Annotated in this window: 12 protein-coding genes and 1 tRNA gene; 10 read left to right on the plus strand and 3 right to left on the minus strand. The window is 52.2% G+C overall.

Going from position 1 to position 14,047, the window contains the following annotated elements; all coding sequences use genetic code 11:
* Nucleotides 1–39 precede the first annotated feature (39 nt).
* The 3 genes from AC4G46_RS08810 to AC4G46_RS08820 all read right to left on the minus strand — a co-directional run bounded on the left by AC4G46_RS08810 (nucleotide 40) and on the right by AC4G46_RS08820 (nucleotide 2,173).
* Nucleotides 40–1,400 (minus strand): IS1182 family transposase gene (locus AC4G46_RS08810; protein WP_491127600.1). Its coding sequence is split into 2 segments (ribosomal slippage): nucleotides 40–830 and nucleotides 830–1,400, totalling 1,362 coding nucleotides; the frame shifts between segments, so codons are not numbered across the junction.
* Nucleotides 1,401–1,564: 164 nt separating this feature from the next.
* Nucleotides 1,565–1,638 (minus strand) — tRNA-Pro (locus tag AC4G46_RS08815).
* 178 nt (nucleotides 1,639–1,816) lie between these two features.
* Nucleotides 1,817–2,173 (minus strand): hypothetical protein, encoded by a 357-nt coding sequence (locus tag AC4G46_RS08820; RefSeq protein WP_491127601.1) that lies wholly within the window; start codon nucleotides 2,171–2,173, stop codon nucleotides 1,817–1,819.
* Between the two features lies 1 nt (nucleotide 2,174).
* Here AC4G46_RS08820 and alaS point away from each other — a divergent pair, with 1 nt between their 5' ends.
* The 10 genes from alaS (at nucleotide 2,175) to AC4G46_RS08870 (ending at nucleotide 14,030) form a co-directional block, all read left to right on the plus strand.
* Complete coding sequence (gene alaS, locus AC4G46_RS08825; RefSeq protein WP_491128829.1) at nucleotides 2,175–4,808, plus strand: alanine--tRNA ligase; 2,634 nt, start codon at nucleotides 2,175–2,177, stop codon at nucleotides 4,806–4,808.
* Nucleotides 4,809–5,136: 328 nt separating this feature from the next.
* Complete coding sequence (locus AC4G46_RS08830; RefSeq protein ID WP_068729140.1) at nucleotides 5,137–5,412, plus strand: IreB family regulatory phosphoprotein; 276 nt, start codon at nucleotides 5,137–5,139, stop codon at nucleotides 5,410–5,412.
* Nucleotides 5,412–5,828 carry a Holliday junction resolvase RuvX gene (gene ruvX / locus AC4G46_RS08835; RefSeq protein ID WP_198536677.1) on the plus strand — a complete coding sequence of 139 codons (417 nt, stop codon included), beginning with the start codon at nucleotides 5,412–5,414 and terminating at the stop codon, nucleotides 5,826–5,828. Before AC4G46_RS08830 ends, ruvX begins: the two co-directional genes overlap by 1 nt.
* A 13-nt stretch (nucleotides 5,829–5,841) precedes the next feature.
* Nucleotides 5,842–6,150 (plus strand): DUF1292 domain-containing protein, encoded by a 309-nt coding sequence (locus AC4G46_RS08840; protein WP_090715060.1) that lies wholly within the window; start codon nucleotides 5,842–5,844, stop codon nucleotides 6,148–6,150.
* Entirely contained in the window at nucleotides 6,143–6,451 is a 309-nt protein-coding gene (locus tag AC4G46_RS08845) for a DUF1292 domain-containing protein (RefSeq protein WP_491127602.1), read from the plus strand. Before AC4G46_RS08840 ends, AC4G46_RS08845 begins: the two co-directional genes overlap by 8 nt.
* 180 nt (nucleotides 6,452–6,631) lie before the next feature.
* A complete protein-coding gene (gene mltG / locus AC4G46_RS08850) occupies nucleotides 6,632–7,681 on the plus strand; it encodes an endolytic transglycosylase MltG (protein ID WP_491127603.1) in 1,050 nt (349 codons plus the stop codon).
* Nucleotides 7,682–7,738: 57 nt separating this feature from the next.
* On the plus strand, nucleotides 7,739–8,671 hold the full coding sequence (locus AC4G46_RS08855; protein ID WP_491127604.1) for a peptidase U32 family protein: 933 nt from the start codon (nucleotides 7,739–7,741) through the stop codon (nucleotides 8,669–8,671).
* 319 nt (nucleotides 8,672–8,990) lie between these two features.
* Entirely contained in the window at nucleotides 8,991–10,319 is a 1,329-nt protein-coding gene (locus tag AC4G46_RS08860) for a peptidase U32 family protein (RefSeq protein WP_491127605.1), read from the plus strand.
* 343 nt (nucleotides 10,320–10,662) lie between these two features.
* Nucleotides 10,663–12,789, plus strand: coding sequence for a methyl-accepting chemotaxis protein (locus AC4G46_RS08865; protein WP_491127606.1), 2,127 nt, complete (start codon nucleotides 10,663–10,665; stop codon nucleotides 12,787–12,789).
* Nucleotides 12,790–12,965: 176 nt separating this feature from the next.
* Entirely contained in the window at nucleotides 12,966–14,030 is a 1,065-nt protein-coding gene (locus tag AC4G46_RS08870; protein ID WP_491127607.1) for a LacI family DNA-binding transcriptional regulator, read from the plus strand.
* Nucleotides 14,031–14,047 lie beyond the last annotated feature (17 nt).

Here is a 14,047-nt window from a genome sequence, read left to right on the forward strand (position 1 = left end):
GTATTTCAATAACGACCTGCGAATGGGAGGACGAGGGGGTTAACCCCGTTTTTCCCGGCGATCCAGGTGGATCGCTATCTTCTTCATGTTCTGCACGGCTGCCGTCACCAACGCTTGTTCTCTGACATTCGGGAGTCCGCGCAACCGGCAATAGCGAAACCCGTGGAGCTCTTTAGCATCCGCGAAGCTTCGCTCAATGGTTTCTTTTCGTTTGCGGTACAACTGCTTGCCTGACTTGCTGAGCCGGTTGTTCCGGACCCAATCCTTGCTGTCCTCCCAGACATGTCGGATTACCACTTTTCGGTGGTTTTTGGACTGCGTACACTGGTTTAAAAATGGACACCTTTTACATTGCTCCGGATCTGACGCATACTGCTGGTAGCCTTTGCGGTCCGTTGTGCGGTATTTCAGTTCTTGTCCGGCCGGACAGACGTACATTTCTTGTTCAGCGTTAAACGAAAATTTCCATTTTGGAAACAGTCCTTGCTTGGAATGAAACCTCCGGTGAGCAATAACGGCAAAGATCTTTCGGCTTTGTAACCCGCGGCAAATTGGCGTTGTTAAATACCCTGAATCTAGCGCAATAGCTTCCACTTCAAAACCAAAACGTTTCTGCTGGCGGTCCAAACGTGACAAATACGGCACGGAATCATGGACATTTCCGGGCGTGACATGGACATCCGTAATGAGATTGTATTTCATATCTACCGTCCGGTGGTCCAGATAAAAAAATCCTTCCGGTTTTCCGTCACGGATCATGTATCCACTATCGGGGTCGGTCTTGCTCACTTTAATTTCTTTTTCTTCGTTCACTTCCTCTCTAGGTTTCAGGGCTTTTTTCCATGGCTCTTCCGGTCTGCCTCTACGGCAGCGTTGAGCTCGTCCACATAATCCTTGGCGTTTTGCAGTACCTGTTGTTTAGTGTATTGGTGTTTATTGGCATTCGCCTTAACGTGAGTAGAGTCCGAGACAAGGACACGGCCGCCCACCATCCGATGCGAAATCGCCTGTAGAACAATCTCATCGAAGATATCCTGAAAAATGTTCGTATCTTTAAAGCGGGTTCGCCGATTCCAGCTTATGGTGGAGTGGTCTGGAACCTTGTCGGTTAGCCCGAGCCCAAGAAACCAGCGGTAAGCTAAATTGGTTTGGACCTCTCGTTCTAACTGGCGTTCGGAACGAATGCCGTAGAAGTACCCCAGGAAAATCATCTTAAATAGCACGACTGGATCAATCGCAGGGCGTCCGTTATCCGAGCAGTACAGGGGTCTAACTTTCTCATCGATAAACGAAAAATCAATATATTTATCTACCTTGCGAAGCAAGTGGTCTTGAGGGACTAAATCTTCGATGGAAACAAATTCGTAAGCTTGTTGCTTTTCTCGATTGGAACGCAGCATGCTGACACACCATCCGTTCTATAAATAGTTACCTATATTATACAACATTAACGCGGTGTCGTATGAAATCAAAATCACATGAAGAAGGCTGTCGAGACTTTCTCGACAGCCTGAGAAGCCGCAGGTGCTAAACCCTGCGGCTTCTGTTATTTACACAACATAAATCGAGACGACAGGATTTGAACCTGCGGCCTCTTGCTCCCGAAGCAAGCGCTCTACCAAGCTGAGCCACGTCTCGACATGAAGGCGAAATGCGTTGTTATACGCATAAAGACTCTCAATATCCAGAATTATACTCCTGCGTTTAGGCGCTGTAAATGATCTGTTTAAGACATATTTGCGTCAGTTTTAAGGCGAAGCAGCAGTCTGCAGTAGACAGCTCCGCCGCCAAACATTGACACAATCCCCGCCGCTGGCTATACTTGAAATGTTAAAATGCAAATCGGATAAAACATTGATGAAATGAAGTACGCCGGAGCATGGCTCCCCCAGAGAACGGGTTCCGTTACGGATGAATCGTAATGGCTGTGAGAACCCGGAAGACAGACCGGCGGAAAGCTGATTTCGGAGTGCGGGGAAATCCCGCCGGGGGCGCCCGTTAACAGCCGCGACAAGGCGATCGTCTGCAGGTGTCCGCGTGTTAATACACGGATCAAGGCGATAACCAGGGTGGTACCGCGATAATCATCGTCCCTGAATTTATTCAGGGGCGTTTTTGTGTATTCCGGCGTATTGGCCGGATGCAGATTAATACTAAGACGGGGGCTGTACATGATGAAAGCAAGTGAAATCCGTTCCAAATGGCTGCAGTTTTTTGAGAGCAAAGGCCACAAAATCGAGCCAAGCGCATCGCTCGTTCCGCACAACGATCCATCCCTTTTGTGGATCAACGCCGGTATGGCCCCGCTGAAGGCATACTTTGACGGACGCGAGATTCCTGAGAATCCGCGCCTGACCAACTCGCAGAAATGTATCCGTACCAATGACATCGAGAATGTCGGCAAAACGCGCCGCCACCATACGTTCTTTGAAATGCTCGGGAACTTCTCCATCGGCGATTATTTCAAGGAAGAAGCCATCACCTGGGCCTGGGAGTTCCTGACCGGCAAGGAGTGGATCGGCTTCGACGGGGACCGCATCTCGGTTACCGTATACGCTGAGGACGAAGAGGCCTTCAAGCTGTGGAATGAAAAGGTTGGCCTGCCTGCTGAACGCATCATCAAGCTGGGCGACGAGAACTTCTGGGATATCGGCGAAGGCCCGTGCGGCCCTTGCTCGGAAATTTTCTATGACCGCGGCGAAGCCTACGGCAGTGACATGAGTGATCCGGAAATGTATCCGGGCGGTGAAAATGAACGCTGGCTGGAAGTGTGGAACCTCGTATTCTCCCAGTTCAACCACAACAAAGACGGCAGCTACACACCGCTTCCCAACAAGAACATTGATACCGGTGCAGGTCTGGAACGTCTGGCTTCCATCCTGCAGGATGTAGACTCCAACTTTGACACTGACCTGTTCCAGCCGGTGATCCAGAAGACTGCCGGCCTGGCCGGAGTGAAATACAAGGATAACCTGGAGCAGGATATCGCCCTGAAGGTGATTGCCGACCATATCCGTACGGTGACTTTTGCAGTAGGCGACGGTGTGCTTCCTTCCAATGAAGGCCGCGGCTACATCATCCGCCGTCTGCTCCGCCGTGCTGTACGCTACGGAAAGAACCTGGGTCTTGACCGTCCGTTCCTCTTTGAGCTGACAGAAACCGTAGGCGAGGTTATGGGCGTGTACTACCCGTCCGTTGTGGAGAACCGCGAATATATCGCCAAAATCATCCGCACGGAAGAGGAGCGTTTCCACGAAACGCTGTCCGACGGCCTGGCTATACTGGGTGAAATTTCGGCAAAAGCCAAGGCTGACGGCCTGAGCGCCATTGCCGGCGTCGATGCATTCAAGCTGTATGACACTTACGGCTTCCCGTTTGACCTGACGGAAGATTTTGCTTCCGAGCAGGGATTGACTGTTGACCGTGAAGGTTTCGATGCAGCGATGCAGGAGCAGCGCGACCGGGCAAGAGCAGCCCGCCAGGACAATGCAAGCATGAAAATCCAGGGCGGCGCCCTTGCCGATCTGACGGTTAAAAGTGAATTTATTGGATATAATGACACGGTAGCAGAGTCCAAAATCCTCGCTATTGTTGTTGACGGCGAGCTTGTGGATTCCGTCAGCGAAGGCGCCGAGTGCCAGGTTGTGCTGGAAGCGACCCCGTTCTACGCTGAAAGCGGCGGTCAGGTCAGCGATACAGGTCTTCTGACAGGCGGCTCCGTTACTGCCAAGGTAACAGGCCTGTTCAAGGCACCGCACGGACAGCATGTACATCTGGTGACCGTGGAAGCCGGAGAGCTGAAGACCGGCGACAGCGTACGTGCGGAAGTTAACCGTGAAATACGCGAAGACATCGTGAAGAACCATACGGCGACTCACCTGCTGCACAAGGCCCTGAAGGAAGTATTGGGCGGTCATGTTAACCAGGCAGGGTCTCTGGTAGAAGGCGCACGCCTCCGTTTTGACTTCTCGCATTTCGGTGCCATTACACCGGAAGAGCTGAGCGATATTGAACACCGGGTGAATGCGCAGATCTGGCGCGGCCTGGATGTGGTCATTGAGAACAAGCCGATTGACGAAGCCAAAGCTATGGGCGCAATGGCTCTCTTCGGCGAAAAATACGGCAACATCGTTCGTGTCGTACAGGTCGGCGATTACAGCCTTGAGCTGTGCGGCGGTATCCACGTCGGCAACACCTCGCAGATCGGAATCTTCAAGCTGGTCAGCGAGAGCGGCATCGGCTCCGGTGTACGCCGGATTGAGGCCGTGACCGGACGTTATGCTTACCAATTCACCGAGAGCCAGCTTGATCTCCTGAAGCAGGCTGCCGGCTTGCTGAAATCCTCGCTGAATGACGTGCCTAAGCGGATCGAAGCACTGCATGCACAGGTGCGCGAGGTATCCCGCGAGAACGAATCGCTGCAGTCGAAGCTGAGCGCAACCTTTGCCGCCGAGCTGACCGGCAGCGTGAAGACCGTAGGCGCCGGCACGCAGCTGCTGGCCGTTGCTGTCCAGGCAGGCAATATGGATGCACTGCGCTCCACTGCTGATGAGCTGAAGGTCAAGCTGCCGGATGCCATTCTGGTGCTCGGTGCTGCGATGGATGACAAGGTGAACTTTGTAGTCTCTGTACCTCAGGCGCTGGTCAAGCAGGGCTTCCACGCCGGCAAGCTGGTTAAGGAAGTTGCCGCAGTGTGCGGCGGCGGCGGCGGCGGACGTCCGGATATGGCGCAGGCCGGCGGCAAGGATGCTTCCAAGCTGTCCGAAGCACTGGCCAAAGCCGAGGAGCTCGTGGCTGCCCAGGCTTAAAGAGTGAAGATGGCTGTCTGCATAGACTGTTCCTCCATATAATATGCCCAGCGGTACTGAGAGCTTCATATCAGTACCGCTGCTTTGTTAATGAGGCAGTGTGGTGCATTTTAGCGAAAATTCGCCTTAAAGGCCGTTCTGCAATAGCTTGAAAACCAAAATTATCTATATTTTTGTAGATAAAATGCCAAAAAAAGCGTTATCTCGGATAGAGGATTTCCAAGGCGGGGCATGAATATGTTATGATGAAGGCAGCAAGTGAGCTGTACAGCAGCAACTATGCGAAACCGCTCTCTGAGGGTGATTTTGCAGAAGGAAGGTGTCACAAATGGACTCCATGGACAAAACGGTTAAATTCAATGTGAAGGGCGACGAAAAGGAAGCTTCTTCCCAGGAAATTCTGCTCGCCGTATACGACGCGCTGGTGGAGAAAGAGTACCATCCGATTAACCAGATCGTAGGGTACTTACTTTCCGGAGATCCGGCTTACATTCCGCGCCACAACAATGCGAGAAGTTTGGTCCGGAGAAAAGAACGTGATGAGCTGATCGAGGAACTGGTCCGTTTCTACCTGGCCAACCACCGGGTGGATCAGCCGAGATGATGAAGAAGCTGGGACTGGATTACGGCGACCGCAGAATCGGAGTCGCCACAAGTGATATTTTCGGGTGGACCGCCCAGGCTCTGGAGACCATTGAACGCCGCGGAAACGGCAACGAGTTTGAACGTATCCGTGAGCTGGTCAAGGAGCATGAGATTGGAGAGATCGTGGTTGGCCTGCCGAAGAATATGAACGGCTCAGTTGGACCCCGCGGTGAAATCTGTATCGAATTTGCCGGTCAGCTGCGGGAGGAACTCGAAATACCCGTACACCTTTGGGATGAGCGTCTGACGACAGTGTCCGCCGAGCGGATGCTGATTGAAGGGGACGTCAGCCGGAAGAAACGCAAGGGGATTGTGGACAAAATGGCCGCAGCCCTGATTTTGCAAAATTTTTTGGATGCTAACAGTAAAAGGTGAGGGGTGCGCTATTATGACAAACGAACAGATTGGCCACGAAGAAGAACCGGAAATTATCTATATTCCCGATGAGGAAGGTAATGAAGAGGAATTTGAGGTCATCATGAAGTTTGAAGTCGACGGTTCGGATGCAAAGTATATGATGGTAGTGCCGCTGGATTCCGAGGATGAGGATAGCGATGAAGTCTACGCATTCCGCTACGAGGAAGACGGGGACGACCTGCAGCTCTTTATGATCGAGAATGACGAAGAGTGGGCAATCGTTGAAGAGACCTTCAATACACTTGTAGACGAGCTTGACGGGGGAGCAGAGAATGACTGATTTTTCCGCAGAACAAGCGGTCTGGACATCTAAGCTCAAGGAAGCCTATGGAGAAACAGTAGAACTGGAAGATGAGCAGGGCCGGTCTTCCGTTTACAATATTGTCGCCGAGTTTGAGGTCGGTGACCGCGCGTATGCGGTACTGGCCGGTTCTGGCAGGGAAGCGGAGCAGGAGATTCTGCGGATTGTGGTTTCGCCTGACGGTGTGCCGGAGCTGGAGAGTATCGTTGACGATGAAGAGTGGGAAGATGTCTCCGAGCTGTATGATGAGCTGACTTTTCCTGCAGAAGATACGCAATAAAGACTGTTCACGATATGCAATATCTATGCTGGGGCAAGGAAGAGGGCGGATTTATTTCCGCGCTCTTTTTGCTTGATAGGACTGTAAAAATGGTGTTGAATGAAAGTCTCATCAAAAATATATGTTGAATTTAAGATAATACAATTCTATACTATATTGTTGGAAAGTGAGGAGTTCCATTTGAAAGCAGCAATCCGCGCCGTGCTGATTATAGTCCTTGTGTTGGTCTTGGCAGCTGGGGGAGGCGCTTGGTATGTCTGGAATGGAATGCAGCCGGCCCAGCCTGCTGGGCCAGCCGTTACGTTTACGATAGAGAAGGGTATGGGCAGTTCGCAAATTGCAGATCTGCTCGAAGATAACGGTATTATCCGTAACGCTTTATTTTTCAAAGGTTATCTGAAGTGGGTTAAGGAAGGGTCAGGCTTTATGGCGGGTACCTATACCGCAAGCCCCGGAGATACCTACGACAGCCTGATTGCCCGCCTGAATGCGGGTGATGTCGTGAAGAAGGAGACGGTGGTCTTCACCATTCCGGAAGGATATACGGCAAAGCAGGTGGCCGGCAAGCTGGCGGAGGCATGGGGGCAGAAGCCTGAGGTTTTTCTTGAAATTATAGATTCCGGAGCAGGACTCGCTGCAGTTGACAGGCTGGAGATTCCTGCGGGCGGGGGTGTGCTGCACCGTCTTGAAGGATACTTGTTCCCTGAAACCTACGAGCTGCTCAAGGACAGCACGCCCCAGGACGTTGTCGAAGCGCTGCTGGAGCAGCTGGAGAAGAAGCTGGACAGCATTCCAGACTGGAAAAATCAGCTGGCCGAGCGGAAAATGTCCCTGCATGAGCTGCTTACTGTGGCTTCGCTGGTGGAACGTGAGGTTGTCGTCGATGATGAGCGTCCGCTGGTGGCCGGTGTTATTTATAACAGGCTGAACAAAGGCCAGAACCTGGAGATCGATGCTACGGTCCAGTATCTGCTGGACAAGCAGAAGGAACGGCTGCTGTACAAGGACCTTGAAGTGGAGAGCCCGTATAACACGTACAGAAATGAAGGCCTGCCGCCGGGGCCGATTGCAAGCCCCGGACTGGCGTCGATTCAGGCGGCGCTTGCGCCTGAGGCATCGGAATATTATTTCTACGTGACCAAAAAAGACGGCACCCAGGGCCATCTGTTCGGTAAAACGTACGAGGAACATTTAGCCAATATCAAAAAAAGTGAACAAAAGTCGCCGTAACCTATTAAAATAGAGATTACTGCGGTTTGATGTACCGCAAGGGCAGGAGGATGCAACATGATGAACAAACCGGAGCTGCTGGTCACAGCAGCATCCCTGGAGGAAGCGCGTGCGCTGCTGAATGCAGGCGCGGACGCGCTGCTCATCGGAGACGACCGTTTCGGGATGCGGCTGGCCGGCCATTTTACGCTGGAGGATACAGCAGCTGTAATAGAACTGGCCCACGGCATGGGCCGCAAAGTATATGCGGGTCTGGGCGGCCTGATGTCCAACCGTCTGCTGGACGAGCTTCCGGCCTATGTGAAGGCCATCGGCCAGCTTGGCATTGACGGAATTGAATTTGGTGATCCGGCTGTGTTGTACGCCGTGAAGTCCGAAGCACCGGAACTGCGGCTGCACTGGAACGCCGAGATGACCTCGACGAATTACTATACGGCCAACTACTGGGGCCGCAAAGGGGCTTCGCGTGTCGTGCTGGCCCGTGAGCTGAATATGGATGAAATCACGGAAATGGTGCCGCTGCTTGAGGTGGAAGCCCAGGTGCAGGTACACGGGATGACCAATATTTATCATTCCAAACGCGGACTGGTAGCCAGCTATATGGCACATCAGGGGCGTCCGGTAGAAGATGGTAATCTGGGCAAGGACCGCGGCCTGTTCCTGATTGAGGCGGAGCGCCAGGAAGAGAAGTTCCCGATCTACGAGGATATCAACGGAACACATATTATGAGCTCCGATGATGTCTGCATTCTGGAGGACCTGCATATTCTGCTGGCCGCCGGTGTGCACAGCCTGAAGATTGAGGGCCTGCTCAAGCCGATTGCCTATAATGTGGCTGTCGTCAAGGCTTTCCGCCATGCGGTTGACCTGTATTTCCAGGACCCGCAGGCTTATGAGTTTGATGAGTCGTGGATGGATGGCATCCGTGCGCTGCAGGACCCTGAGCGTGACCTGTCGTTCGGCTTCTTCTACAAAGAACAAGTCTATTAATTAATGTTTTTGGAAATAAAATAAGGCAATGATTTGCTTCTTTAAAATGAACTTGCAGCTTACCTTAAGGATGAGAGTGACGGAGGAAAGGTTTGGAACTGCAGGAGCGGAAGCGTCCGACTGAAAGCTTTTCGAAGAAAAGCTAGCTACGGAAGCATATGCTGTCTCCGGATTTCAACCGCGAACAGCGGTACAAGTCAAGAAATCTGGAGACAACAGCGGCCGGAAGTCCAAACGCTTTCCGCAGTTACGGTCATATCCCAAAGGCGAGATTTCCGGTTTATTTTAACAAGGCAAAGATATGGAGGGGAGAACATCAATGGGTACCATGACCAAGCCCCAATACAAGGGCAAACGTTACCGTCTGGACAAACCGGAGCTCCTGGCTCCGGCGGGTAACCTCGAAAAATTGAAATTCGCCGTGCACTATGGCGCGGATGCAGTATATATCGGAGGACAGAAATACGGCCTGCGCTCCGGGGCTGACAACTTCAGCTTCGAGGAAATGCGCGAGGGCGTAGAGTTCGCCAAGAAATACGGGGCCAAAGTATTTGTAGCTACCAACATCTATGCCCACAATGAGGATATCGCCGGGATTGAAGAATACCTGCGCAATCTGCATGGTGCGGGAATCGCAGCGATTATCGTAGCCGATCCGGCTATTGTGGATACAGCGCGCCGGCTGGTGCCTGAGCTGGAAGTGCATCTGAGCACCCAGCAGTCCACGCTGAACTGGCAGGCGGTATCCTTCTGGAAGGAAGAAGGCCTGCCGCGGGTCGTACTGGGCCGTGAAACCAGCCTGGAAGAGATTGCTGAGATCAAACAGCATGTCGACATCGAAATCGAGAGCTTCATTCACGGCGCAATGTGCTCCTCGTATTCCGGCCGATGCGTGCTGTCCAACCATTTTACAGACCGCGACTCCAACCGCGGGGGCTGCTGCCAGTCCTGCCGCTGGAAGTATGACCTGTTCGAGGACGGCCGTCCGGAAGGAAACTGGGTATCTGAAGAGGAGCAGGCAGAGGCTGCCCCGCCGCAGCATCTTTTGCCGGGAGTGACCCAGCTGCCGCTGCATCAGCCGGAGGATAACCAGTTCACCATGGGCTCGAAGGATCTGTGCATGCTGGAGAGCATTCCTGACCTGATCGAAGTCGGTATTGACAGCTTCAAGATCGAGGGCCGGATGAAGTCGATCCACTATGTGGCCACAGTAGTCAACGCCTACCGCAAGGCAATAGATGCTTATATGGCTGATCCGGACAATTACGTGCTGAATCCGGAATGGCTGGAGGAGCTCCAGAAAGCGGCGAACCGTCCGCTGAACACAGGGTTCTTTTACGATACGCCGGATCATGAGGATCATATTTATGAGCCTGAGGAAAAAGCGGCGCCGTATGATTTTGCAGGCCTCGTTCTTGAGTATGATGCAGACACCGGTATGGCACTGATCCAGCAGCGCAACCACTTCAAGCCAGGACAGGAAGTGGAGTTCTTCGGACCGGACATCACCAGCTTCAAGCAGACTGTAGGCGAGCTGTGGGATGAAGAAGGGAACAAGCTTGATGCTGCCCGTCATCCGCTCCAAAAGATCCGTATGAAGGTGGACCATCCGGTCGCCTATTTTGATATGATGCGCAAAAGAAAATAACAGCTTTAGCTTAGATAAAGGGTGCCCCTTATGCGGGTATCCTTTTTTGTATATGAAATGTGGAAAGAGATTATAAAAAATAAAAAAAATTCTCAGGTTATTTCTCGTGAAGTCTAAGTAATTCGTCCTAATTAGCCGATACATACAGTGAACGCTTACATATATCCTCTATTCTAGCTGGCAGGTGATTGTATGGGGAATTCCAGACAGAAGAACAGAGAGAAACCAGAAGGGGAGAAGGGTCAAAGTGAGAGAGAACAAACCAAAACCAAAACAAAAACCAGGCAAAGAGCAGAAAGCAAAACCAGGTCCTGCAGGGGACAACAAGGCACCTGGTAAAGGCATGAGAAAAGTAAAAATGCCGGAATTGAGCTTTAAAGGGGTAATGAGCGGCTCGCTCCGTCAAGTAAAAAAGGTAAATCCGGTAAAATCGGTAGGCGTTAAGCTGTTTCTGATTTTTCTGTCAGCGATTGTAGTTGTTGTACTCCTTCTCGGTCTATTGTCTTATAACAAAGCCAAGACGACGATTAAAGATAATGTGTCAGAGGCGAACAGGCAGACTATTCTGCAGACCTCGGACAAGCTGGATATTATGCTCAACCAGTACGAGAATCTCTCACTTCAATTATACTTTGATACCAAAATGCAAAGCGATCTGACCGCTCTGGTCTCCGCTGAGTCTAATTATGATAAATTTGTCGCCACGGATTCAATCAGCAAGAAGCTGTCCAGCCAGACGACAACAGACTCTAATATTGTGGCGATTTCACTGATTCCGACTGAGCCGGATGAAAGTGTCATCTCAAGCGGCAATTCCAGTCTGAAGATGGACGGAATCAGAGATGAGGACTGGTTCAAGACAGTGGTCGAACGGACTAAAGAATATACCGCTTACTATACAAAAGATGGCGAGTCACTGCAGAATTACTGGTTCTCAACGGCTGTGCAAGGAAACGGCGGCAAGAATGTCGCGATGGTAAGATCACTGAAAACAATGGGATCCGGCTCAGGTTTTGTCATGATGCTGGAGCTGAAAAACACACTGCTTGAGGATGCCTTCAAAAGTGTGTCACTAGGCAACGGATCGCGAATTCAGCTGGTTGATCCGGAGGGGATTGTAGTTGCATCTTCCGTTCCGGCTGATGATGGCGCAGTTTCGGAATTCAGCTTCATCAAGGACAGTAAGGATGCGACGAACAGCCGGGAGGCCAAGGACGGGGACGGCCAAGATGTGCTGGCCGTATTCGGAACACTGACCAAGGCAGACTGGAAGCTGAGCGGAGTCATTCCGACAGGTGAACTGGTAAAAGCCGCTGAGCCGATTCTGTTTACAACTTATATGGCCGCGCTTGTAGCAGCTCTGCTTGCTGTAGTGCTGGGCTTCTGGATGGTGCGGATGATTGCCCAGCCTCTAGCCCGTCTCAAGGATCTGATGGTCGAAGGGGCCAAAGGCGATCTCAGTGTCCGTACCGAATATGCCTCCAAGGATGAAATCGGGCAGCTGTCTGCTTCGTTTAATGTGATGATGGAACGGATCACCGAACTGGTGGCCCAGACCACGGATACAGCACGTGAAGTGCTGGAGACTGCCGGCGAGCTTGGCGATGCCTCCCGCAAAACGGCAGTGTCGGCCAAGGAAATTGCTGCAGCCACGGAAGAGATTGCCGGAGGTGCCGGCAGTCTTGCACTGGAAGCAGAGCGCGGAAATGAGCTGACCGATCTGATCGGTACACAGATGCAGAGCGTCATTGCGGCAAATGCGGCTATGGACGAGGCTGCGCACACGGTCGGTGAAGCCAGCGGACATGGAGCGAAGCAGCTGGGAGAGCTGCTGGAGAAGACCGGCCTGATCGGCGAGAAGACAGGTGCCCTGGTCACCCGTGTCAACAATCTCAAGGATACGGTATACTCGGTCGTTAAAGTGCTGGACGTGATGAAGAATATAACCCAGCAGACTAATATCCTGTCCCTGAACGCAACCATTGAAGCGGCAAGAGCCGGTGAAGCGGGCCGCGGATTTATGGTGGTTGCAGGCGAAGTCCGGCAGCTGGCCGATCAGTCCAAGCAATCCATTGCCCTTGTGGCAGGCATCATTGATAATATCGTTACTGAAATGAATGGAACGGTGGAGGAGCTGTCCGAAGTGGAGCCGCTCTTCAAAGAGCAGATGACCTCAGTCAAAAGCACAAGTGATATCTTTGTATCCGTGCAGGCGCAGATGGAGGATTTCATTGCCAGTCTCGAGTCCGTTACAAGCGCGATCGGCAGTCTCAGCCACTCGCAGGGTGTGCTGTCTGACGCAATGGGCAACGTAAGTGCAGTGGCACAGCAGTCCTCGGCTACTTCAGAGGAAGTGGCGTCACTAAGCAGCGAGCAGCAGAATGTGAGCGATCAGCTCGTATCCCTGTCCGGCAAGCTTGAGGTGGCCTCGAACCAGCTGAAAGACAAGCTGGCCTTGTTCACTATTTAGAATTGGCCGGCAGTCTGCTGGTCCTCATATTGTAGAGTCAGGCCGGTTCTTCCTTAGCGGAGAGCCGGCCTGTTCATTTGTGAGGGGCTTTTCCTTGTATAACCCGAGAAGGACAAGTATAATTATTTTGTTAGGTAAATGTTATGATAACGGAATTATTATTTGGAGGAATATAAGTGGCTAAAAAGATAACGATGCAGAAAATCGCCGACCATCTCGGGGTCTCTAAATTTGTCGTTTCCAAGTCCCTGTCCGGCAAAGAGGGCGTCAATGAAACGACCCGGGAACGGGTGATTCAGGCTGCTTCACAGCTTGGCTATTTTACGCAAAAGAACGCCTACATGCAAAATGCAAAACGCTCCACCCAAACATCTGCCAGTGACCGTAATAAACAGTCGGTTCTGGTGCTGATGCCCAATATCCGTTCGCAGACACAGGATTCGCTGTACTGGGGTAAAATTGTTGACGGGATTGCCCTCGCTTTGGATGAGCAGGGACTGGGTATGGTAATTGTCTCCGAGCACCGTGCAGATAATTTTGTGAACATCCTGAATCCCGGCGGTCTGCTTGGTCTGGTCGGTGTAGGTACGATTTCAACCTCGCTGCTGCTGGAGGTGCACCGGATCGGTCTGCCCATGGTGCTTATAGACCATGAGGACCCGCTCATTCCAAGCGATACTGTATTTGCGAACAATATGGATTCCATGTCCAGGCTGACCAATCATCTGCTGGGAATCGGCCATACGCACCAGCATTTTATCGGTCCGATCCGTTATTCGCGCAGCTTCCGGGACCGTTGGATCGGGTTCCGCAATTCCCTGGAGGAGGGCGGACTGCAGGCCCAGTCCGGTGATGACGAGCTGCTGCTGCAGGAAGGAATGGACTCGATCATCCTGCATGAAGAACTCAAGCAGTGGCTGCTTAAGCGCAGAAAAGCAAACAATATGCCGACCGCGCTGCTGTGCGGCAATGACTTTATTGCGCTCACTGTATGCAATGTGCTCCGGGAGGAGGGCCTGTCTGTACCGGAGGATATTTCCGTGACCGGCTTTGACAATATTGACGATGCTGCCAGAGGCATACCGCCGCTCACCACGGTCCATGTGCCCAAAGAAGCGATGGGCCGGGCTGCTGTAGAGAAGCTGCTGAGCCGGATTAACAGCCCGTCTTCGCCGCTGGAGAAGATTCTGATCGCTGCCGACATCGTCCACCGGGACTCGGTGGCTGAGCCGCGCAGCTGAGCGAGGGGCGGACTGAA

The sequence above is a fragment of the Paenibacillus sp. fava2 genome, assembly GCF_058313675.1.

Coding starts and splice junctions, on each gene's coding strand:
- AC4G46_RS08820 (WP_491127601.1), bottom strand. CDS start 2,173: ATGTACAGCCCCCGTCTTAGTATTAATCTGCATCCGGCCAATACGCCG.
- alaS (WP_491128829.1), top strand. CDS start 2,175: ATGAAAGCAAGTGAAATCCGTTCCAAATGGCTGCAGTTTTTTGAGAGC.
- AC4G46_RS08830 (WP_068729140.1), top strand. CDS start 5,137: ATGGACTCCATGGACAAAACGGTTAAATTCAATGTGAAGGGCGACGAA.
- ruvX (WP_198536677.1), top strand. CDS start 5,412: ATGAAGAAGCTGGGACTGGATTACGGCGACCGCAGAATCGGAGTCGCC.
- AC4G46_RS08840 (WP_090715060.1), top strand. CDS start 5,842: ATGACAAACGAACAGATTGGCCACGAAGAAGAACCGGAAATTATCTAT.
- AC4G46_RS08845 (WP_491127602.1), top strand. CDS start 6,143: ATGACTGATTTTTCCGCAGAACAAGCGGTCTGGACATCTAAGCTCAAG.
- AC4G46_RS08855 (WP_491127604.1), top strand. CDS start 7,739: ATGATGAACAAACCGGAGCTGCTGGTCACAGCAGCATCCCTGGAGGAA.
- AC4G46_RS08860 (WP_491127605.1), top strand. CDS start 8,991: ATGGGTACCATGACCAAGCCCCAATACAAGGGCAAACGTTACCGTCTG.
- AC4G46_RS08865 (WP_491127606.1), top strand. CDS start 10,663: ATGAGAAAAGTAAAAATGCCGGAATTGAGCTTTAAAGGGGTAATGAGC.